Annotated in this window: 19 protein-coding genes; 9 read left to right on the top strand and 10 right to left on the bottom strand. The window is 34.9% G+C overall.

Features of this window, described 5'->3' with window-relative positions:
* The first annotated feature begins 133 nt into the window (after positions 1 to 133).
* Positions 134 to 472 (top strand): DoxX family protein, encoded by a 339-nt coding sequence (locus EKM01_RS12330; RefSeq protein WP_126553940.1) that lies wholly within the window; start codon positions 134 to 136, stop codon positions 470 to 472.
* 7 nt (positions 473 to 479) lie between these two features.
* Entirely contained in the window at positions 480 to 818 is a 339-nt protein-coding gene (locus tag EKM01_RS12335) for a DoxX family protein (protein ID WP_126561469.1), read from the top strand.
* A gap of 290 nt (positions 819 to 1108) precedes the next feature.
* Here the strand turns inward: EKM01_RS12335 and EKM01_RS12340 are convergent, their stop codons facing one another.
* The 4 genes from EKM01_RS12340 to rplU form a co-directional block, all read right to left on the bottom strand.
* The gene (locus EKM01_RS12340) at positions 1109 to 4399 is read right to left on the bottom strand and encodes a reprolysin-like metallopeptidase (protein ID WP_126768569.1); all 3291 of its coding nucleotides are present in this window, start codon (positions 4397 to 4399) and stop codon (positions 1109 to 1111) included.
* 70 nt (positions 4400 to 4469) lie between these two features.
* Positions 4470 to 8057, bottom strand: coding sequence for a M4 family metallopeptidase (locus tag EKM01_RS12345; RefSeq protein ID WP_158616102.1), 3588 nt, complete (start codon positions 8055 to 8057; stop codon positions 4470 to 4472).
* Between the two features lie 1148 nt (positions 8058 to 9205).
* Positions 9206 to 9472 carry a 50S ribosomal protein L27 gene (gene rpmA, locus EKM01_RS12350; protein WP_086453627.1) on the bottom strand — a complete coding sequence of 89 codons (267 nt, stop codon included), beginning with the start codon at positions 9470 to 9472 and terminating at the stop codon, positions 9206 to 9208.
* 23 nt (positions 9473 to 9495) lie between these two features.
* Positions 9496 to 9918: a 50S ribosomal protein L21 gene (gene rplU, locus EKM01_RS12355; protein ID WP_126455145.1), complete on the bottom strand. Its 423-nt coding sequence runs from the start codon at positions 9916 to 9918 to the stop codon at positions 9496 to 9498.
* Positions 9919 to 10156: 238 nt separating this feature from the next.
* Between rplU and EKM01_RS12360 the strand changes: the two genes are divergently transcribed.
* Positions 10157 to 11482 carry a pitrilysin family protein gene (locus EKM01_RS12360; protein ID WP_126455143.1) on the top strand — a complete coding sequence of 442 codons (1326 nt, stop codon included), beginning with the start codon at positions 10157 to 10159 and terminating at the stop codon, positions 11480 to 11482.
* A gap of 11 nt (positions 11483 to 11493) precedes the next feature.
* Complete coding sequence (locus tag EKM01_RS12365) at positions 11494 to 13542, top strand: insulinase family protein (protein ID WP_233589327.1); 2049 nt, start codon at positions 11494 to 11496, stop codon at positions 13540 to 13542.
* A 95-nt stretch (positions 13543 to 13637) separates the two neighbouring features.
* On the opposite strand, the gene EKM01_RS12370 is transcribed toward EKM01_RS12365, so the two are convergent.
* Entirely contained in the window at positions 13638 to 14504 is an 867-nt protein-coding gene (locus tag EKM01_RS12370; RefSeq protein WP_126553947.1) for a DMT family transporter, read from the bottom strand.
* A 108-nt stretch (positions 14505 to 14612) separates the two neighbouring features.
* On the opposite strand from EKM01_RS12370, the gene EKM01_RS12375 reads away from it, so the two are divergent.
* Positions 14613 to 14990: a heavy-metal-associated domain-containing protein gene (locus tag EKM01_RS12375; RefSeq protein WP_126553949.1), complete on the top strand. Its 378-nt coding sequence runs from the start codon at positions 14613 to 14615 to the stop codon at positions 14988 to 14990.
* A gap of 193 nt (positions 14991 to 15183) precedes the next feature.
* On the opposite strand, the gene gldD is transcribed toward EKM01_RS12375, so the two are convergent.
* The 4 genes from gldD to mutY all read right to left on the bottom strand — a co-directional run bounded on the left by gldD (position 15184) and on the right by mutY (position 18669).
* Positions 15184 to 15747 (bottom strand): gliding motility lipoprotein GldD, encoded by a 564-nt coding sequence (gldD, locus tag EKM01_RS12380; protein WP_126553951.1) that lies wholly within the window; start codon positions 15745 to 15747, stop codon positions 15184 to 15186.
* Between the two features lie 80 nt (positions 15748 to 15827).
* Positions 15828 to 17123, bottom strand: coding sequence for a gliding motility-associated protein GldE (locus tag EKM01_RS12385; protein ID WP_126553953.1), 1296 nt, complete (start codon positions 17121 to 17123; stop codon positions 15828 to 15830).
* Between the two features lie 23 nt (positions 17124 to 17146).
* A complete protein-coding gene (locus EKM01_RS12390; RefSeq protein WP_126553955.1) occupies positions 17147 to 17587 on the bottom strand; it encodes a single-stranded DNA-binding protein in 441 nt (146 codons plus the stop codon).
* Positions 17588 to 17631: 44 nt separating this feature from the next.
* A complete protein-coding gene (gene mutY / locus EKM01_RS12395) occupies positions 17632 to 18669 on the bottom strand; it encodes an A/G-specific adenine glycosylase (RefSeq protein WP_126553957.1) in 1038 nt (345 codons plus the stop codon).
* A 132-nt stretch (positions 18670 to 18801) separates the two neighbouring features.
* Here mutY and EKM01_RS12400 point away from each other — a divergent pair, with 132 nt between their 5' ends.
* Entirely contained in the window at positions 18802 to 19092 is a 291-nt protein-coding gene (locus tag EKM01_RS12400) for an HU family DNA-binding protein (RefSeq protein ID WP_016989051.1), read from the top strand.
* Between the two features lie 315 nt (positions 19093 to 19407).
* Positions 19408 to 20952, top strand: a complete 1545-nt coding sequence (locus EKM01_RS12405) for a ribonuclease E/G (protein WP_126455129.1) — start codon at positions 19408 to 19410, stop codon at positions 20950 to 20952.
* 255 nt (positions 20953 to 21207) lie between these two features.
* Here EKM01_RS12405 and EKM01_RS12410 read toward each other — a convergent pair whose 3' ends face one another.
* Positions 21208 to 21651 carry a nucleoside deaminase gene (locus EKM01_RS12410; RefSeq protein ID WP_126553959.1) on the bottom strand — a complete coding sequence of 148 codons (444 nt, stop codon included), beginning with the start codon at positions 21649 to 21651 and terminating at the stop codon, positions 21208 to 21210.
* A gap of 123 nt (positions 21652 to 21774) precedes the next feature.
* Here EKM01_RS12410 and EKM01_RS12415 point away from each other — a divergent pair, with 123 nt between their 5' ends.
* Together EKM01_RS12415 and EKM01_RS12420 are read left to right on the top strand one after the other, a co-directional pair.
* A complete protein-coding gene (locus EKM01_RS12415; RefSeq protein WP_126768571.1) occupies positions 21775 to 23556 on the top strand; it encodes a 1-deoxy-D-xylulose-5-phosphate synthase in 1782 nt (593 codons plus the stop codon).
* A 39-nt stretch (positions 23557 to 23595) separates the two neighbouring features.
* Positions 23596 to 24630 carry a DUF3078 domain-containing protein gene (locus tag EKM01_RS12420; RefSeq protein WP_126567699.1) on the top strand — a complete coding sequence of 345 codons (1035 nt, stop codon included), beginning with the start codon at positions 23596 to 23598 and terminating at the stop codon, positions 24628 to 24630.
* Positions 24631 to 24671: the final 41 nt, after the last annotated feature.

The raw sequence follows: 24671 nt of genomic DNA on the forward strand, positions 1-24671 counted from the left end.
ATAAATCAATTCGGTAGTCCTTATAATAATATAAGTTTATGGTATCTTTGAATAACATAAATTCTAAGAGACATACAGCTGCTAATTAATTTGTATATCACAACAAAAGATAAAACCCTTTAATTATAAAACCATGAATACTTATTCTATTATCGCTCAGCTTGTAATCGCAGTGTCCGTAGGTTACGTATGGATTTTTAGGTTTGATAACATTGTTAACGAATTTAAACAATACGGCATATCGGATTTGACAAGAAATGTTGTTGGAGCCACAAAAATAGCCTTATCAACCTTGTTAATAACAGGAATTTGGTATCCTGAATTAGTATTTATACCGGCACTTATAATGGCCTTTCTAATGATAAGCGCACAATTTTTTCATTTTAAAGCAAAAAACCCATGGTCTAAACACCTTCCTTCTTTATTCCTTTTAGCATTATCTCTTTTTGTTGCATTATGCGCTTCCAAATAATCAAAACATGAATTTATTGCATTTACTTATTTTATTTTCGGCAACCTCCTTTCTTATCTATGGAATGGCGTATTTTGCCTCGTCGAATATGAAAAATGAATTTAAACGCTTTGGACTTGAAAAATTTGGACCATTAATTGCTGTTTTAGAATTGGCAGGGGCTATCGGTTTATTTATTGGGCTTCAAAATCATACTGTTTTAGTTCTTGCTTCCGGAGGCCTAGCTTTGCTTATGCTTCTTGGTACAGGGGTAAGAATAAAGATGAAAGATTCTTTATTGGTTTCTTTACCCGCGTTTTTTTACTTTGTGTTGAATCTCTATATTTTATGCAGAACCTTAGAATAAATCAACACTAAGTTGTTTTTAATATTTACCACCAAACAGTTCACTATTTGTTCTAATTTTAAATTAAAACAAAATACCCATTCCAATAATAATTGAAATGGGTACTAAGTAATAACCATGGTATAATGTCGTATTTTAAAATCAAGATAAAATTACATAACAATCTGATTTAAAGCTGCTTTACTTAAAGTTAATTCTTTTGACTTTACGACTTTTAAACTTTCGACTTATTTATAATAATTGAGAAAATCAATAATGCTTCAGCATAACGCTTTTATCACATTTTGAAATTATTCAATAATAATTTTTTTACTGGTTTTATTATTCTCATCATCAATTAGCTGCATGATATACGTTCCAGACGAAAGAGAAGAAACATCTATTGTATTACTAGAAGACTTTAGTACTGTACTTAAAATCTGTCTTCCTAACAAATCAAATACTGCAACATCTAAGTGCTGTGTTTTTTCAAATTGAACCGTAATGCTGTTTTTTGCAGGATTTGGATAGACCTGAATTAGGGAAGTATCAAAATTTTTAGCGCTAAGGCTTAAGCTTTCTATTCCACAATACGCTATTGCCCATGATGTCAGTATACCATCATCCCCTAATCCTGTATCCGTTATATTAAGTCTCCATTCGCCTTTAGCACTTTCTCCATTAAAAGCAGAAAGCGGTTGCGCCGGCTTTAAAACACCAGAGATTGCTGGACTTGTTAAAGAACAGTTTATTACAGCCAACCCTTGATCATCAAAAGTAGCATTCAAATCTGGATTAGAATCACACTTACTAGCTATGAGTGAAACATTGGTCCCTGATGGACTTGTCAGTACCGCAACTATATCTCCTATATAACTATGGGTAATTTTCATCGAAACATTAATATCAGAAATTGGGATATCAGTTGCTATATTTATTGTGCTTGTTGTCGTTAAGGTTGATACTATTACAGAAGGATTAGTGTTAGTCCTACTAAAACACTTGTTTGAACCAGTTGTAAAGCTACTTGGCCTACTAAAAACACCGTTTGCACATTCGTTTTTAGGCCTAACTCTCCAATAATATAACGTATTTTCGCTTAACCCTTTATTTTGATTATATCCATTTTTTGAGACAGTTGCGGTTTCTACTATAGATTGAAAATTTGAATCAGAAGCAACTTCCACATCAAAAAATTCAGCACTGTTATTCCCATCTTTAGACCAGATATAGGATGGATAAGTTGATTGTTTCACACTTGTATTAGCTGGACTACTCAGCACAGGCTCCGAAAAAACACCTCCCTTTAGCGTTAATACAACAACTTGAGTTTTGGTTTCTGACGAAGAAGTACCCGCGAAAGTGATAGAATAATCCTTAGGGTTTGAATTAGAAAATCCGCTAACGGTCATTAGTATTGTTTCTTTTGAGGTACTTGCTGTTGTTGGTGTAAAGCTAGCTGTGGAACCAGATGGTAAACCTGTCGCAGCAAATCTCACTACCCCCGTAAAACCCGCAGAAGGAATATAATCAAAACTAAAAGTTGATTTATTATCATTAGCACATTGGATTTTTGAGACTTCAAGCGCTGTCAAAAAGAATGTTGGAGTTGTAACTTGCTTAATTATTATAGTTGCGTCATTTACATCTAAGAAAACATTGTCAGCCGCTTTTATCATTAAACGCCCTGATTCCGTTAAAGAAGAGGGTACAATGATGCTTTTAGAACCACTATTTAAAGCCTTATCCGCTAATATAATAGTATCGGTAAAATCTCCTAAAGCCGAAAATAAAATATTTACAAACAAACAGTTTACCGGAAGTAAATTGGTATTCGCAACATCCCAAGTTATCAGTTGAGTTTCACCTTGTATCCAAGTCGTATTCGTGTTTTGACTTGATACTTTAAATGGTCCTGACGTTTGAATTGTATTTAATGTCATTAAATCAGCTGCCGTTTGTCCGCCATAAACAACATTATCCCTAACCGTAAAAGCAAACTCAAAACTCCGTTGAACTTGGGGAATTACCTCCCAAGTAGGCATCAGATTATTACTTAAAATATCTGTTAATTGGGGGAAATACCTATTAGGTTTTGTGGTTCCTCTTCGGGTTCTAAACATAGGACCTTGAATAGCCGTTGGGACAGGCTGAACAGGACTTTGCATCTCTTCATTGTCATTTTGTTCCCACGTATAAGTAAGAAGATCTCCTGAGTCAGGATCAGAACCTGTTCCTGACAACTGAAATGCGGTACCTACAGGAATACTATAATTTGCTCCCGCATTGGCTTTTGGCGGTAAGTTGCTAACCTTGATTTCATCAAAACAAGCGGAACTCACACCCCCTTGAATGTTAGCACTTATGTCTCGTATGTTTACATAATTAAAATAATCATCCGAATTTTCCTGTACATTTTGCCCCGTACAAATTCCGGCATACCCCATTATTGACGATCCGCTTCCGGGTTCCACTTCGGTATTATTTCCACTTTTCAAACAGGTAGTTGTTCCATTATGGGTATGATACCCTCCCATTTGATGCCCAATCTCATGAGCGACATAATCAACATCAAAAGAGTCTCCAGTAGGATTTGATCTACCAGTCATACCGCTTCCTTTATTTCCGGAATTACAAACACAACCAATACAACCTGCATTACCGCCGCCAGCTGTATTAAAATTATGCCCTATGTCGTAGTTTGCGTCTCCAATATTAGCATCTATGGTCAATTGAGTTTGCTTATTATATTCTGTACCCCAAGGGTCAGTAGTTCCATCATAATACATTACATCAAAATTCTTAGGTACAAACTGATATGTGATACCTAATTCTTTCTCATAAATACCATTTACTCGTGTCATTGTGACAACCATTTGCGCCATGATATTTGATTTTTTTTCAAAATCGGTAGTAGCATTACCAATAAACAAGGCACCATACTCTCCTGTACACGACATTGCTAATTCATACAACCGAATTTTACTATCATCAGTAGCACCTATCGTTTTATTTATTTGCGTATTTCCAGTTTTTTTAGAAAGTGAATTATCAGTCTCGCAAGTAAAAACATCAGATGAATTATTGACTAGATCATCTCTGTTGTAAGCAATATATACTGACTTATCACTTGTATAGGGATCTATAAAATAAGTTGATTTTCCAGCTTCAAAAACCTGAGCATGAAATCCGGCTTGCGACAGACTAAACCGAATATATTTACCAGGATGTACTAATGAACTACCAACATAACTTTTAATATTTGGTAATTTTGCAGCCAAATCCGGATGCAAAATTTGGGCGTCTAAAACTTGATAATTTTCAACAGAACCGTCTTCATTAGGCACATTGATTATATTTTGAGAAGTCCCAAAAAACACACCTCTTTTAGGAGCATTCTGTAGTTTATTTTTAACAGTGGCTATACCAACCGTGTAAAGTTTAAATTTTGTGGGCATTTTTTCTTTATCAAAACTAATATTATTAATTTTGAGCCGACTGTTTTCGGATAAAGCGGTCCAATCACTTTTATTCTGCCCCCATGATATGCTTAAGGAAAAACAAAACAGTAGGGGTAAAAGAAAATTATTTTTAGTATTCATTATCTTTAAATTTAGGTAAAAAATAAATCCCCCATTGCATTTCTACGATGGGGGATTTTGAATCAATTATTTATTGCATCAGAAACTTAAATGTATCTGATTTATTACCATTTATAACAAGAAAATACATTCCGCTGGATAATTTACTAACAGGTATTTTAGCTTCATTACCACTTTCTAATTGCAAAGCGCTTATTAAACCTCCATTTAGGGTATAAATGTCAACCCGATCAATTGGTGTTCTTGCACTGGAAATTGTAATTACTTTATCAGCCGATAATACAGTTGGGTATATTTTAAATTCTTCCCCATTAATTTTTTGCGTAGATAAAGTTGCTTGTGTTACCAAAGCAAAAGTTCCAGATCCGGTATGATTTCCTTTATAAGTACGATATTGCTCCGCAGAATATGCAGCACCTAACCCTCCGTTTATTTGAAAATTCTTAGGGTAATTTTTAGCATCATTGATAGAGTTGCTATTTACTTTTATAACTCTTAACCCGCTAGGGTCTGAAAACTCACTTGTTTCAGCATCTGTAAAGAATAGTGTTAAGTCATAGGAAGCTGTTGGTGCATTCAATCCATCTGCTTCTACTTTGATAACTTTCCCTGAATGAGATCCTGCTATATTAGTAAAGTTAGATTTACTACCTGATTCACTAATAGTTAGCGTAACACAACCCAGATCCTTAGTCGCATTTTCTATCATCCCAATGACATCTCCATCCTGATCGCTCAAAAAGTATACTTGGTTACCAATTTTTACGGTTTCACTATCAAATTGCATCAAATCAGATTCTACTGAAGCTGGTGTTCCGCTTACTACTACGTTGTCTAAAGTAAAACTAAAAGCAGTACCTAGTAAAGCATCATTATACCATCTCCAAGCTAAATGAAATTGTGTATTATTTAATGCCGGTGTCGCTTTATTATACTTACCTGAAGACATAACAGCTCCTGATGCTGTACCTGCAAAAAAGGCTAAAGAATTATAATTAGCGCCATCTAAAGAGTATACAAATTCACCATAATCAAACAACGCAGTATTATCTACTTGGTCCGTTTCTCCTCCTGCTTCCCAGTCAAAAGCTACAGTAACATCGCTCATCCCTTTTGTATCAATCAATTTGCTTATGAGAAGTAGATTTCCGTTTTGGGTTGAATCATAAGTGGCGCCTTGAGATGCAGTGCCATTTGAAACGTATGCTTTTCCTAAAGTATTTGGCCCATTAAAAAGCCAAACATTGGGATCCAATCCTATTACACTTTTAGTTTCCCAACCAGATGGAATATTTGAAGTAGTAAAAGTTTCTTTAAAAATCTCTACCGTACCTATACCAATAGCTGGTACATAATCATTATCAACAATTGTGATGTTTTGAATTCTAGATTGCGCTACAGGAGTATTTACATTAAACTTGATTATAATATTTTCTACACCTTCAACTATACCATCATTAAAAATGTTGAGTAAAATTGTTTTAGTCCCATCTTTATCAAAAGACAAACTAGTTGCTGATGTAGTAAAGTCTTTATTAATAGTTGCTGTAGAACCTGAGAAGTCTAAATTAATGGTTTGAGGAGAAGTGATGTTTACCCCAGTAACCTTAACCTCTATTGTATTAAAAACAGCACACCCTTGTGTTGCTGTCTGCTCGTTGACTACAGAAACATTAGCCGATTCAAAGAAAAGTTGGTTTGGATCAGGCGCAATAAATTCATTCCCTACATTAACCGCATACCAGGCATTCGTTACTTGTTTCACTTCATTAGAAAACGTTCCATATTCTTGTCCTGCAACAAGTATACTTGCATCTCTCATCTCTTGAAAAGTAGCGTTTGGAGTAAGTAGCACTTCGGCCTTAAAAGTAATCTGTTCAGCAATAAGAAAACCTAAACCTTTGACACTGTAGACCTTCAAAGCATCATTTATTTGATCATCTGCAGCCGCTTTAGCTTTCCCACGAGTAAAACTCTTTCCAGAACCTTCTACTAATAAATAATACCATTTATTTAGAACTCCACTATTACTATGGACTCCGCATTGGTCATTCGCTAAGCTAGGTTGTACACATTGTGGGTCAGACCAAAATTTACCTCCATAACTGTCGGGATCTGTATTTGCTTTTGGATCATCCATCCAACGCAAAGCAGTAGATCCAGCTGCGCCCGGAGCTAACCCACCATCACGTTCATCAATTTGTTCTCCAATTCCCCACGGGTCATAAGGCAACGAACTATCAATTGTAGTCAATACATAGTTTTCTACAGATGCTGCCCAGATATCCGAAAACCCTTCATTCATAGCACCGGATTCTCTGGCGTAAACTAAATCAGATGTATTAGAGCAGACACCATGTCCTATTTCATGCCCACAAACATCCATGGATGTTAAAGGTCCAAAAGAACCATTAGGCTTTGTACCGCCTTGATAACTTCCATCTCCGTAGGTCATTGCAGTACCATTCCAGAAAGCATTGTCATACGCATCACCATAATGTACATAATTAATAACTTTGGTACCACGATTATCATAACTACTTCGATTATGAATAGCTCCCCAATATTTAATTACTATTTCAGCTCCCCAATGCGCATCTAAAGCAATATCATCATTTTTTGTTTCATTGTCAACAGGGTATTTTAGAGTAGTGAAACGACTTCTCCAGTGTTCATCTGCGGTCCAGTTGTTGTCTCCAATTTCAACTTTTAATTGTCCTGATGGAGCATCACCATCATAAATAGAATACGATGGAATATTAGGCACACCAATAGGCGCTCCACCTACTCCATTATAAGAACGCGTTTCGTTTTCTATAACAACCGGCAATCCATTCACAAGGACCGGAATAGTCCCGAATAATGAATAGCGATTATTGACTGCATCTAATGTAGTCTGAAATTTTCTGTTTCCAGCATATCTTGTAGCTCCGTTCCCTTCAACTGAGGCTAAAATTGCTGCTGAATTAGTGGTGTTTATTTTATTCTTTTCGATGTTTTTATTAATTTCATCTGCATGTTTAATAATTGCATCCGTTAATAAAATCTGGCCATTGGCAGCATCAACAAAAACATTGTTTCTTGATAATGGTTTTGATGCGTATATATTGAATTTGTATGCAAGCGTTAAGTCAACCTCTTTTGTCTTATAATTATCAACATATACTAATTCGCCTTTAGGCAAATATTCATTATATGATTTTTGTAATTGTTGTATCTCTTTCTGATTCACCGTAACTTTTAAACTTTTTGAAATATCTTCCCAAACATAATTCTCAGCACCAACATGTTGCTTTGCCTTTTCTAATGCTTGGTCTTGGGACAATGACTTTGTCTTAGAAACATTAGCACCCATAACATAATGCTCTAGTGTAATTGCAGTTACTTTATCTTTTTTAAGAACAATATTATATCGCGCATGCTCCACTTTCACCCCATTATAGAAGGCAGAAAAAGTAACGATATTAAAATTCCCCTTGGTGGTATTGGTGTGAATTTCTTTAAATTCAAATGAATTTTTATCTAATTGCAGTACTTCCACTAAAAAAGCAGGAACACCAGCTAAATTTAAAGTATAGTCCGGTTTAATTTTTAGTAAAGAAGGACTCTGGCGACTTTTATTAAATTTAAATTCCTGGATATTTGTATTTGATTGCAAATATTTTTCATTATTTTGAGTTTTACTTTTTTGAGCGAAAATTAAAAAGGTAAAAAACAAAAAACTAGATGTGAGTAATAGTTTATTCATAGTTGTGCTGTAAAATTTGGTGTACTAATTGAGTTTGTCCTTATTGTTTAATGCTGTGTAATTTGATACTTTATTTCATTAGCGCTAATATTTATTAATTAATAGTATTTGTAGTCTTTAAAATCATTAATTCAAACGAACAATCAATAAACCACTTAGACAAGATCATTTTTAATGTCTAATCTGATTAAACAGAATCATATTAACTATATCACGGTATGCTGTTTTGACTCGTAAAACCAACATTCTCGTAACTATTATTCCAAAAAAAATATTTGATTAAAATTGATTAAAATAAATTTTAATCAAAATTTTGACTTTAAAAAACATAATTATTATATTTTAATCCAAAAAAGAATTAATTAATTAATTTTTTATCAAAAAAAAAGGTTAAAAAAAATAAACTTAATTTCTAATCAATATTAAAACAATAAATTATTTAAAAATTAATTTCAATTTATTAATTAAAAAAAAATCCTATAGATTTAAACTATTAGAGAGTAATGAATCTAATCTTTATGTTGCCATATAAAATCAGATACCGTTTAAAACTAGAAATAACCTTCTGAATTAGTGAAATTATATCAAAAAAAGAGATGCGTTTATAAAGAATATAATGGAGAGGGAAAATTTGAAAGAAAAAAAACACTACAGTGTCTTTGAGTGTCCAAAAAAATTACAGACAAGCAGTAATCACCTATACAAGTGAAAATTTATATTTTAATTAGAAGATGATTTTCTAAAAACAGTTCTGATTTGTAAAACCTATAAAAGAATCACAACAGTTTCTAATTACAAAATATCCCTTCCAAAACAGTATACGGCATTTTATTTGAACCGAAATTTAATTCATTAAACTCCCCTAGACCAGCAATAAAAAACTACGAATATAATCAATACTTATACCCTGATAAAATCAAATATAATTTACAAATCAGGCAAACCATCAATTTTGACTTTGCCTTCTTTTCCTTTGAAGATTCCGGAGGCGCTTGGCTAAGGTCAAAAAAAAAACCCATTTCTTTCGAAACGGGTTTTTTAATAATTGAGAAAATCAATTATGCTTCAACTTCAAATGGAAGTATAGATACATAAGATTTGTTATCTCTTTTCTTTTGGAAAAAAACAACTCCATCTACTCTTGCGTGTAGGGTGTGATCTTTACTGATGTAAACATTTGCACCTGGATTATGTTTTGAACCTCTTTGTCTTACGATGATGTTCCCAGCAATAGCAGCTTGACCACCAAAAATCTTAACACCTAAACGTTTTGATTCTGATTCTCTACCATTCTTAGAACTACCGACACCTTTCTTGTGAGCCATGACGTATTAGTTTTATTTTGTTATTATTCTTGAGTATCTTCTTTTTTAGCTTTAGCTACCTTTTTCTTAGGAGCTTCAACTTCTTCTGTAGTTGCTTCAACTGCTGCTTTTTTAGGAGCCGCTTTTTTAGCACCTGCTGCAGTAATACCTTCGATTACAATTTGAGTAAGATACTGACGGTGTCCGTTTCTCTTTTTGTATCCTTTTCTTCTTTTCTTTTTGAAAATGATAACTTTATCTCCTTTTAAGTGTTGTAACACTTTGGCTTCTACTGAAGCACCTTCTATAGCTGGGGCGCCTATTGTGATTGTACCGTTATCATCTAACAAATAAACTTTGTCGAAAGAAACTTGAGTTCCTTCTTCATTTGCTAAACGGTGAACGTAAACCTTTAGGTCTTTGCTAACTTTAAACTGTTGCCCTGCTATCTCTACGATTGCATACATAACAAATTGTTTTATAAATTTTTAAGGTTGCAAATATACAATTAAATAATTACCTCGCAATTTGTTGAAGAAAAAAAAATACCCAATACATCATAATTACTTATTAAATAGACTTTTGAAATAATTTTACAAAATAAAACGCTTAACTAGTGTTAAATTTCTCACAGCGAAACACTTTTTATGTAACAAAAATTAAAAACCACTACTAATTATGCATATTAACAAAATTATTAACCTTATGAAAAATTCATTAATGGCTTTAGGTGCTTTGTTTATGCTAGGAGGAGTAGCTTCTGCTCAGAAAGTAGCTTTTGAAGAATACAAATTAGACAATGGACTGCATGTGATTTTGCACAACGATCCTTCTGCCCCTACTGTTATTACCTCAGTAATGTACCATGTAGGCGCTAAAGATGAAAATCCGGAAAGAACTGGTTTTGCTCACTTTTTTGAACATTTATTGTTTGAAGGAACCGAAAACATCAAACGCGGTGAGTGGTTTAAGATTGTAACTGGAAACGGTGGTGTAAATAATGCCAACACAACGGATGACCGAACCTATTATTACGAGGTTTTCCCATCTAACAACTTAGAATTAGGTTTATGGATGGAAGCAGAAAGAATGCTGCACCCAGTGATCAATCAAATTGGTGTTGATACTCAAAACGAAGTGGTGAAAGAAGAAAAGAGATTGCGCGTTGACAATCAGCCTTACGGAAATTTTTTGGCGGAAGTAAAAAAGAATATTTTCACAAAACACCCATACCGTTGGGCAACTATAGGTTCTATGAGCCATTTAGACGCTGCAACATTAGAAGAATTCCAAGCTTTCAACAAGAAATTTTACATTCCGAACAATGCTGTTTTAATTGTCGCTGGTGATTTCAAAAAAGAGCAAGCAAAAGAATGGATTCAAAAATATTTTGGACCGATCAAAAAAGGAGCTCCCATACAAAGAGAAACATTTGTTGAAGAACCGATTACTCAAACTATAAAAGCAGAATTTCAAGATGCTAATATCCAAATCCCTGCAATTGTAGCAGCCTACAGAACGCCATCTATGAAAACCAGAGACGCAAGAGTACTGGATATGATTTCATCCATCTTAAGCGATGGAAAAAGTTCTAGACTATACAAAAAAATAGTTGATGACAAAAAGATGGCCTTGCAAATTGGCGCTTTTAGTAACAGCCAAGAAGACTACGGCAGCTATATCATTTACGGTTTGCCTCAAGCGCCTAACACAACCGAAAATATTCTTGCCGAAATTGACTCTGAAATTGTAAAATTACAAACGGAATTGATTTCTGAAAGAGATTTACAAAAACTACAAAACAAATTCGAAAACCAATATGTAAACAGCAACTCTACCATTGACGGTATTGCAGACAATCTGGCTTCCTATCATTTGTTATACGGTGATGTAAACTTAATCAATACCGAAATTGAAATCTATCATTCTATCACTCGGGAAGAAATCAGAGATATTGCTAAGAAATATTTAAATCCAAACCAAAGATTAGTTTTGGATTATGTTCCATCTAAAGACAAAGCTCAAAACTAAGATACATCATTATGAAAAAATCAATATTAATTTTATCAAGCTTGTTCTTAACCGTAATTATGCAAGGACAAATCATCCCTCAGCCAAAACCTGGTGTAGCACCATCAATAAAAATCGGAAAACCGTTAACTTTTGAATTAAAAAATGGATTAAAAGTTATGGTTGTCGAAAACCATAAACTTCCTAGAGTAGCATTCAGTCTTACCTTAGACAATGATCCGTATGCTGAAGGCGACAAAAAAGGGGTTGCCGACATGACCAGTACATTAATCGGAAGCGGCACCACTAAAATTTCGAAAACAGCTTTCAATGAAGAAGTAGATTTCTTAGGCGCTAACATCAATTTTAGTTCTAATGGCGCTTCAGCAAGTTCCTTATCTAAATATTCGGGGAGAGTTTTAGAGCTAATGGCTGATGGTGCATTAAACCCAAACTTCACCCAAGAGGAATTTGACAAAGAAAAAGCAAAACTTATTGAAGGTTTGAAAGCCAATGAAAAAAGCGTTTCAGCAGTAGCAGCAAGAGTTGTAGATGTTTTGACTTATGGGAAAAACCATCCTGCAGGCGAATATGTTAGCGAAGCTACCTTGAAAAACGTAACTCTTGCAGATGTAAAAGCAAACTACACAACATATTTTGTGCCAAGCAACGCTTACCTAATTATTGTGGGTGATGTAAAATTCAGCGAGACAAAAAAAATGGTAGAGAAATTCTTTGGCTCATGGAAAAAAGCAGCTGCTCCATCGATCTCTTATAGCGATCCAATAGATGTTTCCGCTACACAAATCAACTTTATTGACATGCCAAATGCAGTTCAATCAGAAGTTGCGGTTGTAAATATGTCAAATCTTAAAATGACTGATCCAGATTATTTTGCTGTCTTAGTTGCGAACCAAATTTTAGGTGGTGACTTTAATAGTTACATCAACATGAACTTAAGAGAAGCGCACGGATGGACTTATGGTGCAAGAACAAGCATTTACGGAGACAAACGCATTTCTACTTTCAATGCTTCTACGCAAGTTCGTAATGCCGTAACAGATAGCACGGTTGTTGAAATTTTTAAAGAATTCAAAAAAATCAGAACTGAGAAAGTGACGGATGAAATGTTAGCCAGCGTAAAAGCAGGATACATTGGACGTTTTGTAATGCAAATTGAAAAGCCACAAACCGTGGCAGGATATGCTTTGAGAATTCAAACACAAAGCTTACCAGCTGACTTCTACGAAAACTACATCAAAAATATCAGCGCTGTAACAGCAGATGACATTTTAAGAGTATCAAATAAATATTTTTTAACGGACAACAGCCGAATTGTAATTGTTGGAAAAGCAGCTGATGTAGCTACTAATCTGGAAAAATTGAAAATACCAGTTTCCTACTTTGATAAATACGGAAATGCAACAGCTAAACCAGAATTAAAAAAACCAGTTCCAGCAGGAGTCACTGCCAAAAGTGTCATTGAGAATTACATCAAAGCTATCGGTGGAGAAAAAGCAGCATTGGCTGTAAAAACAATTGTAATGAACGGGACAACAACTATTCCGCAAGCGCCTTCTCCATTAAGCTTCACCTCAAAAATTGATGCCAAAGGAAAATTGATGGTTGAATTAACGATGGGCACAATGAGCCTAATGAAACAAGTGGTAAATGAAAAAGGAGCTTACGTAATGCAACAAGGGCAACGCCAAAATATTGAAGGCAGTACACTTGCTGATATGAAAGCAGCTGCCACACCATTTGAAGAATTGTCTCTTGCTAAAAACCAAGGTTTAACGCTGGAAACTATTGAATCCATTAATGGGAAAGATGCGTACGCCGTCAAAAACGGGAAAACTACACTATTCTATGATGTAACTACTGGTTTAAAATTAGCCGAATCTAAAATTGTTGAACAAGGTGGGCAAAGCATCACTCAAACTACAAATTATGGAGATTACAAAGAAGTGAAAGGAGTTAAAGTTCCTTTTAACATCATCCAGAATGTAGGTTTTGAATTAGACATAAAAATGTCTGATGTAAAAATCAATGAAGGTGTTTCAGATGCTGATTTTTTATAATCAAATCTTGAATAAATAAATAAAGGCTGTCTATTTTTAGACAGCCTTTATTATTTTTAATAAGATCCTAAACACAAACTGATCAAGAACAGCTACTACTTCTTAGCCGACAAATACACGCCGATTAAAATAATAAAAGCACCAAAAAACTGAACTGGCGTTAGCATTTCATTATCCAATAATCCCCAGCAAAAAGCAACTACGGGAATCAAATACGTTACCGAAGTAGCAAAAACCGGTGATGACATCTGGATTAATTTAAAGAACAGAATATTCGCAATTCCAGTTCCTACCACACCTAAAACCATTATAAACAAAATTGATTCCTGCACTTTCACATCATGTACCACTTCAAAAAAACCGGAGAAAAACAAGATTATGAATGCCGGAAAAAACAATACCATAAAATTCCCGGTAGTAATACTCAGCGGACTCAAATCATGCAAATATTTTTTGATTAAATTGACATTGACTGCGTAACATATCGAAGCTATTAAAACCAAAATAGCATAATAATAATTTTGTTCCGGATGATGCATGGCACCGTTCAAAATCAACAAAGCGCTTCCTAATAAACCAATTAGAATTCCAAAAATTTGATTTCTTTTGAACTGCAGTCCAAAAACCAAAGCGCCAAGAATCAGCGTATTCAAAGGGGTCAGGGAATTCAAAATAGAACTCACGGAACTATCAATTTCAGTCTGTGCAATTGCAAACAAGTAAGCGGGTATAAATGTCCCGAATAAAGATGTTAAAGCAATGTATTTCCATTTAAATACTGGGATTTTAGACAAACTTTTGAACCCTATTAATATTAAAAAAACAGCTGCAAAAATAATTCGCAACGATCCCAATTGTAACGCTGTCAAACCTATTAATCCTTTTTTTATCAGTATAAAGGAACTTCCCCAAACCAAGGCAAGAACCAACAAATACACCCATTTTAACTGCTTCGATTCCATAAAAATAATTTTGCCCAAAATTGTAATTATTTTATGAATTAGTCCTTCTTTTTTTAATTAATTTTGTAATTCATAAAAAAGTAGTTAATCTTCAAAATATACATTATAATGAATTTCAAAAAATCAATCGCAACACTGGTACTTACATGTCTTTTATTTGTAGGTTGCAAAGAAAAAGAAACAGACATAGCTTCAAAAGAAACGGCTGAAACAACTGCTCCAAAAGTTAAAAAGGAAATTGCAGCTGCTAATCTTCAAACAGCGAGTTTCTCTGTAGAAGGAATGACGTGCGCTGTAGGCTGCGCCAAAACGATTCAAGAAGATCTAACCGCACAGGATGGTGTTCAAAAAGCAACAGTAGATTTTGATACTAAAATGGCCACTGTAACTTTTGACAAAACAGTTCAAACACCAGAAAAATTGACAACAGTGGTTGAAGCCGCTGCTGATGGCAAAACATACAAGGTTTCTAAAATGAAGTCCTAAATAGAACTTTACCTTTATCGCAACAAAACATTCTCTTTACGGGGATGTTTTTTTTTGAACCACACAAGGATGTTGAAGGTCATTAAAAAAAGCGTACAGTTAGTGTTAACAGGCTAATTTAAACTTAAAAGCCTTATTTATTCTAAAAAGAGTATTGCTTATTTTGTACTATTCCGGTAAATGGCTATTGTTGTTATTTCCACTTCAAGGTTTCCATTAGCCGCTGCATATCATTTTTGATATAACTTGCCGCTGGCATAATCGAGTCATAATTGGGTTTCGCATAAAAATAAACGGATCCCGTCAAAAAATGACTAGTGCTGTCCGTCGCATAAAACTGGGAATTCGTTGCTGCATTTCCTTCTACCTGATAAAACATACCGTACACTTTTTTATCGGGATTAAAATACGGTTGTTCCAGGATATCATCTGCTTTTATCACGTGTTCATAAGTCAATTTTTGTGCATCCCGCAACAGTTCATTAATGTTTTTAGTGACTGGTTTATAGGTGAGATAAATAGTCGCTTTCATTTTTGGATAGGTAATCGTGAAACCACAATTGGGCTCTTTCTGGATAACGGCCTCTGAATTCATATCGAAAACAAAAGGACATTCGTTTTCAAAATTCATATAACTGGCTTGCGGATAATCCAACCGCAAATAAGCGGATGGTTTTGGGATCACGGCGTCTTTGCAACTAAAACTCAACAATGATGTTAGTGCTATTACCAGAAAAGGGATTGTTTTTTTAAACATTTCTATTTTTTTTAATCTTACAAATTTTAAGAAAACGTATTCCAATGGCTCTCTTTCCTTCGCAGAGGACCATGGAAGGATTATTCAATCGTTACTTTTATCTGTTTAACTCGTTTTTTATCCACTGCTTCTATAGTAAACAGACAGTTTTCGAATACAATTTTTTGATCTTTTTTAGGGAAATTGCCTAAAATTTCCAGAATAAATCCGGCTAATGTTTCGGCTTCTCCTTTTTTAATTTCGAATAATTCTTCATTAACATCAATAATCCGATAAAAATCTCTCAGGTTTATTTTTCCTTCAAAAAGGTAATTTTTTTCATCAATTTGAGAAAAACTAATCTGCTCATCATCAAATTCATCACTGATATCCCCAACAATTTCTTCAATAACATCCTCAAGAGAAACTAACCCTGAGGTTCCTCCATATTCATCTACCACGATCGCTAAATGACTTTTCTTGTTCTGAAAATCTTTCAGCAAATTATCCAGCTTTTTGTTTTCAGGGACAAAAAAAGGTTCTCGCAGCAATGCTTTCCAGTCAAATTCATTTGTATTAATATGCGGAAGCAAGTCTTTGACAAACAAAACGCCTTCTATCTGGTCTATATTGTCTCGATATACCGGAATTCTGGAATATCCTTTTTCTATAATTTTGGGACAAATAGCAGCAAAAGATTCTTCTATTTCTAAAGCAAAAATATCGATTCGCGGACTCATTACTTGTCTGGTATCCGTATTTCCAAAACTCACAATTCCTTCTAATATTTTTTGCTCTTCGGAAGAGGTTTCATCCGAAGCCGTAAGCTCTAAAGCCTGTGATAATTGATCAACAGAAAAATTTGTTTTTTGTTTTCCTAATTTGTTATGCAAATAAATCGTTGCTGCACGCATTGGTAAACTAATAGGCGTCAAAAGCTTATCTAAAAAGAAAATAGGGTAAGCAATAAGTTTGGCAAACTTGGTATTATTTCGACTGGCATATACTTTAGGCAAGACTTCCCCAAAGAGCAAAATCAAAAAAGTGACTACCAATACTTCCAAGATGAATTTCAATACCGGTTGGGTTATCGCTGCAAACATGCTTTTTCCAGCGTATGAAAACAATATTACTATCGCTATGTTGACAAAATTATTAGCAACCAGAAGTGTGGCCAGCAGTTTTTTGGGTTTTTCTAAAAGCGCGGCAATGATTTTTCCTTTAGAATCATTCTCTTGAATGATTTCATCAATCTCTTTTTGTGACAACGAAAACAAGGCTACTTCGGCACCTGAAATTAATGCGGAACAAAACAGCAATATGATTATTACTGTAAAACCAAATGCTAAATTAGTATCTATTGCGTAAGCAAAAAGCAAACTGGGCTCTGAGTCCAAATTGGTAAGGATTAGTTAAACACTCAAAATGGCAAGTCGTTTATAGGCATGACATTCTTATCGGTGTCAAAATTAGTGTTTTTCGGGACATCAGGTACAGGAATTTGTTTATTACTTTCAGTGTCTTTCTTAGTTGACAGAAAAGTAAATTCGGTTACCTGAATTTCAGTGGTGTGTTTTGTACTTCCATCCTCTGACTGCCATTGACGGGATTTAATGCGTCCTTCCACGTAAATTTTATCGCCTTTAGAAAGGTATTTTTCACAAAGTTCCGCCGCTTTGTTGCGAACAACTAAATTGTGCCACTCCGTAGAAGTGATTTTTTCATTGGTGGTTTTGTTGATATACACTTCGTTTGTGGCCAACTGAAATCTTCCAATACAATTGCCTCCATCAAAATAATGCATTTTGATGTCGTCGCCAAGAAAACCAATTAGCATAACCTTGTTTAATGTTCCGTTCATTTTAGAATATGGTATTTTATCAAAGATACATTTTTTTAGAAACTCTATAAATCCTTTTCAATAAAATTATGAATCACAATTGGGAACGGAAAAGTTCTCAAAGTTTCAACGTCAATTCCGTTTTCAATTGTTCCTTCAATTTTCACTTTCCAAAACTTAATATGTAAATGCTGGTGTGACAATTTATGAAGGATACTTTTTTCGTTGTATTCTAACATACTTACGACAGTATTTTCTTTAAAATAATCCGCTTGAATAGCTTCGCTAACACAATCAAAATCTTCCTCTTTTTCGGTTTCTATCAAAGGGAATTCATAGAGATTGTGCCAAATTCCTTTGTCTGTTCGTTTTTGAATTATGGTGTTGTCATTTTCATCTGCAACAACCAGATAATTAAAGTAACGGCTTCTCACTTTTAGTTTTTTAGTCTTAACAGGCAACTGATTAACTTTGTTTTTTTGCAAAGCAGCGCAACTTTCGTTAAAAACACAAATACCGCAATTTGGACTTTTAGGAACACATTGCAAAGCCCCAAATTCCATAATGGCTTGATTGAAGGTTGCCGGGTTATCTTTTGGCATCAGTTCGAATGCCAAAGCAGCGAATTCTTTTTTGGCAGAAGCCTGAGCAATATCTGTATCTATATCGAAATAACGCGATAAAACTCGGAATACATTTCCATCAACAACCGGAACGGCTTCGTTATAAGAAAAAGAAGCGATGGCCGCAGCGGTATATTCCCCAATGCCTTTTAATTTTAGTAAATCCGCATAGTTATCCGGAAAACTTCCCCCTAAATCTGAGGCCACATATTGCGCCGTTTTATGCAAATTTCGCGCTCTGGAATAATATCCTAATCCCTGCCAAAGTTTCAAAACATGTTCTTCATTGGCTTTTGCTAAATCAAAAACAGTAGGAAAAGCGGCAGTAAAAGACATAAAATAAGGCATTCCTTGGGCAACGCGTGTCTGCTGCAACATGATTTCGGAGAGCCAAATAGGATACGGATCCGTAGTGTTTCGCCATGGCAAATCCCGTTTATTTTGTAAATACCATTTTATCAGCAGGTTAGAAAAATTCATTTTTAAATATTAGACTGCAAAAGTAAAAGTTTATGTGATTAAAATTTAATGAATTAGCTTGAATAATTGTTTTTTAAATTCCTATATTTGCAAACTCAAAAAAATAGTACAACATTATAAATAGGAAAGAAAATGACGAAAGCAGATATCGTAGCAAAAATTTCAGAAAAATTAGGTCTTGAAAAGGGAGATGTACAGGCAACTGTAGAGACTTTTATGAATGAAGTAAAAAATTCATTAGAAACTGGAGACAATGTTTATTTAAGAGGTTTTGGAAGCTTTATAGTGAAAACCAGAGCAGAGAAAACTGGAAGAAACATTTCTAAAAATACTACAATAAAAATTCCTGCACACAACATTCCTGCATTCAAACCTGCAAAAGTTTTTGTTGAAGGGGTGAAAATAAATAACGAAGCAAAATAATAATATTAATTAATCATAAAATCATAAGATATGCCAAGTGGTAAAAAAAGAAAGAGACATAAGGTAGCAACTCACAAACGTAAAAAAAGAGCGAGAGCTAATCGTCACAAAAAGAAAAAGTAGTTTTAAACTACTTTTTTCTTTTTAAATGTTCATTGAAATTGAAAGTTAGTAATCAGTATTCAGTTTTTAGTAGTCAGTCAACTGCGAACTTAACACTGCAAACTGCCAGCTAATTTTCCCCGGGTTCAATACCTGTTAAAAATATTGTTTAATCCATTTGTTCGCCACAGCGAATAGATAAAAATGTACAGCGTGAATAAAGAATTAATCATCCGATCTAGTTCTGAAGCCGTAGATTTTGCCTTATTAAAAGATGGAAAACTAATTGAATTACACAAAGAAGAAGAAAAAAGCAACTTCCAAGTTGGCGATATTTTTATTGCCAAAATCAGGAAACCCGTTGCCGGACTAAATGCTGCTTTTGTAAATGTTGGCTTTGAAAAAGATGCCTTTTTACATTATCATGATTTAGGACCCAATTTAGCTTCCCAACTGAAATTCATAAAACTTGTAAGCGCAGGTAAATTAAAAGATTTCTCCCTAAAAAACTTTCAGTTTGAAAAAGAAATAGACAAAGATGGTACCATTACTGATGTTTTGAGTGCCAATCAATCTGTTTTAGTACAAGTTGTCAAAGAACCTATATCTACAAAAGGACCAAGGATTAGCGCTGAGCTTTCTCTTGCCGGAAGATTTATAGTTTTGGTTCCGTTTTCTGATCGTGTTTCTATTTCTCAAAAAATAGAAGACAAAAAAGAAAAAGAACGCTTGAAACGATTAGTACAATCCATCAAACCAAAAGGATTTGGTGTTATTGTTCGCACAGTAGCCGAAGGCAAAAATACAGCCGAATTAGAAAAAGATTTGCAGAACCTGCTCAGCAGATGGACTGCAATGTGTAAAAAATTACCAACTGCTCATCATCCTTCAAAAGTATTAGGAGAACTCAATAGAGCCTCTTCGATATTAAGAGATGTATTTAATGATACCTTTAGTGGTATTCAAATTGATGATGAAGAGTTGTACAACCAAACGAAGGATTATTTGCAAGAAATTGCCCCTTCGAAACAATCAATAGTGAAGTTTTATCAATCAAATGACACACCTATTTTTGAGAAATACAACATAGAGAGACAAATCAAAACTTCTTTTGGAAAAACAGTATCCATGAGTAAAGGGGCGTATCTTATTATCGAACATACTGAAGCCTTGCACGTTATAGACGTAAACAGCGGAAACCGTTCTAATAAAGCTACCAACCAGGAAGATACAGCCATGGAAGTCAACATGATAGCAGCAGCCGAAATTGCAAGACAACTGCGTCTTCGTGATATGGGCGGAATCATTGTGGTTGATTTTATCGACATGTCGAATCCTGAAAATCGCAAAGTGTTGTTCGACTTCCTCAGGGAAGAAATGAGCGATGATAAAGCAAAACATAAGATCTTACCCCCTAGTAAATTTGGACTAGTTCAAATTACAAGACAAAGAGTAAGACCAGAAGTAAATATTAAGACCAGAGAAGAAGATCCAAACAATGAAAGTGCCGAAATTGAAGCACCAATTCAAATCATTGATAAAATCGCTTTTGATCTGGAAAGAGTATTAAAAAACCACAAAGATGTTGTGCTTAATGTACATCCGTTTGTGGCCGCATACCTTACCAAAGGTTTTCCATCATTACGTTCAAAATGGTTTCTTGAACATAAAAAGTGGGTGAAAATCATACCTCGTGATGCTTACACGTATTTAGAATATCATTTCTACGACAAAAAAGAAAATGCTGTCATAGAATAAATTATAAACCGCCTTTCGTAAGATTGGCGGTTTTTTTGTGCGTCATTGCGAGATTTTTCGAAGCAATCTGTAATTTATAATTTATTTGATTTTAGGAGCTAATCCAGCTATCCGCTCTATCTTTTGCAAAGCTTTCACCCTTCAAAAGGCTGGAAGCTTTGCAAAAGGATGCCACTACAAACGAAGTTCACTGAACTCCTATAAAAAACAAACATTAAGTGAAGTAATCTGGGCTAGGGATTTGTGTAAATAGAATTATTTTCTTCTCTCCACAAAAAACCGCTTCATCAACTCCGAAGCTTCATTAGCCAAGATACCTTTTACAACAGTTGTTTTAGGATGCAATTGTGTTCCCATTTTAACAAAACCCCTATTTTCATCAGTGGCTCCATAGACAATTCTCGAAATCTGACTCCAGTACAAAGCGCCGGCGCACATCTGGCAAGGTTCCAGTGTGACGTACAGCGTACAACCCATTAAATATTTTCCGCCAAGATAATTAGCTGCGGCAGTTATGGATTGCATTTCCGCATGAGCCGTAACATCATGAAGTAATTCGGTTAAATTATGACTTCTGGCAATAACTTTATTATCAATGACAATAATGGCACCAACCGGAATTTCGCCTTTTTCAAAAGCCATTTCGGCTTCCTGCAAAGCCTTTTTCATAAAATATTCGTCGGTGAAAGGATTTATCATAGTATAAGTCCGCGAATTCGCATATTTAAGTTCTTTGCAAATCTTCGCTTTATTTTGTGATTCTTTATAAAACAAGTTTTTTATCAAATGTAAAAATACAATTTCAAATCGTACCTTTGCTTTATGTCAGATAATTTACTTTCAACCATAAACAATCCAACCGATTTACGCCTGCTTGATGAAACCCAACTTCCTCAGGTCGCTCAAGAATTACGCAATTTCATAATTGATATTGTAGCCGCAAAAGAAGGCCATCTTGGGGCCAGTTTGGGCGTTGTTGAACTCACCATCGCTTTGCATTATGTGTTTGACACACCAAATGATTTGTTGGTCTGGGATGTAGGCCATCAGGCCTATGGACATAAAATACTCACCGGCCGAAGAGAAAATTTTCATACCAACAGGCAACTCGGCGGTATTTCCGGTTTCCCAAAAAGAAGTGAAAGTATTTACGATGCTTTTGGCGTAGGACATTCTTCGACTTCCATTTCGGCAGCATTAGGAATGGCGATTGCTTCTAATTTGAAAGGCGAATACGATAAACAACATATTGCAGTGATTGGAGATGCCTCCATCGCATCAGGAATGGCTTTTGAAGGATTAAATCACGCCGGAGTTACTGATGCTAATTTACTGGTGATCCTTAATGATAACGCCATCGGCATTGACCCGAGCGTTGGTGCGTTAAAAAAGTATCTTACTGCCGTAAAAGAAGGGAAAAATCCGAGGCAGAACAACATGATTAAATCATTGAATTTTGATTATTCGGGTCCTATTGACGGGCATAATCTTTTTGCGGTTATCAAGGAACTCAAACGCTTGCAAAAAGTAAAAGGACCAAAATTTCTCCATATCATCACCACCAAAGGTAAAGGACTGCAACAAGCCGAAGAAAATCAGGTTAAATACCATGCGCCGGGGAAATTTGACGCTACAACTGGGGAAATTCACATCAAATCAGAAGAGAATTTACCGCCGAAATACCAGGATGTTTTTGGCTTGACCGTATTGGATTTGGCCCGAAAAAATGAAAAAATAATAGGGATTACACCTGCAATGCCTTCGGGAAGTTCCCTCAAATTCATGATGGAAGCTTTCCCAAAACGCGCCTTTGATGTAGGAATCGCCGAGCAACATGCCGTTACCTTAGCGGCCGGAATGGTGGCACAAGGAATGATCGTATTTTGCAATATTTATTCTACTTTTTTGCAAAGAGCATACGACCAAGTCATTCATGACGTAGCACTGCAAAACTTACCGGTAATTTTCTGTTTGGACAGAGCGGGATTAGTGGGAGAAGACGGCGCAACGCATCACGGTGTTTTTGATCTTGCTTATTTGCGCTGTATTCCTAATATGATTATCTATTCCCCCATGAACGAAATAGCGCTTCAAAACATTCTCTATACTGCACAACTGGGATTGAATCAACCCATCGCTATCCGTTATCCAAGAGGTCGTGGTGTGATTCAGAATTGGCACGATCAACATCTGGGAAAGTATAAAAAAATAGCAATTGGAGAAAGCATTTGTATTAAAAAAGGAACACATATCGCAGTATTATCAAATGGAACTATTGGTCACAATGTCACTTTGGCTATAGCCAAGACAGACCACCAGGAAACCATTGCCCATTATGATTTTTCATTTGTCAAACCATTAGACGAAAAAGCACTACATACCATTTTTACTGAATTTTCAACTATAATCACGCTAGAAGACGGCGTTGTAAATGGCGGTTTTGGGAGTGCTATACTTGAATTTGCTTCCCAAAATAATTACACTTCAAAAATAAAAATATTAGGCATTCCTGACGAATTTATTGAACAGGGAACAGTAGCTGAATTACAACAATATTGCAAAATTGACGTTAAAAGTCTTGAAATCCTTTTTTCAAGCTATTAAAATAATTATTTTGCACGTTTAAATTTAATCTCACCCGTAATGAAATTACTCCCTACTGCATTTTTACTTTTTTTATTTTCAGTTTCTATAAATAGTTTTTCCCAAGAAGCAACAGTCAGTACTATGAAAACTGCACTTGAACCTGTAACAACACTCACAAAAGTAAAGAAACCGCTGACCGTAGTAGTCAATATACGAACTAAGAAACCACATGTCCCTTTATCGTATTGGACAAAAAAAAATAGTTTAGGATTTGACATATCCGAAGTCGCTTTTATCAACTGGAGTCCCGGAGGAACAAGCTCCGTTTCCGGGTTGTTCAACGGAAAATTTCTGAGAACGTACAACCGAAGCAATTACAATTGGACCAATGAACTTTTAATCCGATATGGTTTAAACAAACAAGACCGCATCGAAGTAAGAAAAACGGATGATGCCTTTTTATTAAACTCAACATTTGGTTACCGAAAAGACACCCTTTCGAATTGGTACCATTCCGCAAAATTAAATTTCAATACGCAGTTCACTAATGGTTATTCCTATCCAAATACTGAAACTGCAATATCAAAGCCCTTTGCACCCGCTTATGCCTTCATGGGAATAGGAGCTGAGAATATAAATAAAGAGAAAAAAAGAACATTTTATATTTCCCCATTTACATTTAAAACAACCTTGGTTTTAGATCAAAGATTAGCGAATCAAGGTGCTTTTGGTGTCTCTAAAGCCATTTACGATCTGAACGGAAATTTGATCGAAAAAGGCGAAAAATCCAGAACAGAGCTCGGGTTTTTATTTACGGGTCATCTGAAAAAAGAAATTTTTAAAAATATTCATTTAGAAAATCGCCTCAGTTTATATTCTGATTATGTGAATCATTTTGGCAACATAGATATCGATTACGACCTCCAATTTGAATTAGTGGTAAACCAATACGTAAAAGCGAATATTGGCGCACATATTATTTATGATGATGATATTAAATCAAAAAGAGAAATAGCGGGAATTCAAGTCACTGAAGGCCCAAAAGTACAAGTACGGCAAGCTATAGGTGTTGGAATACAATATTTGTTTTAAAAAAATCCTGAAAAATTTTTTCAGGGCTTTAAAATTTATGC

This window comes from Flavobacterium sp. RSP46, assembly GCF_003984825.1.
Lineage (GTDB): Bacteria > Bacteroidota > Bacteroidia > Flavobacteriales > Flavobacteriaceae > Flavobacterium.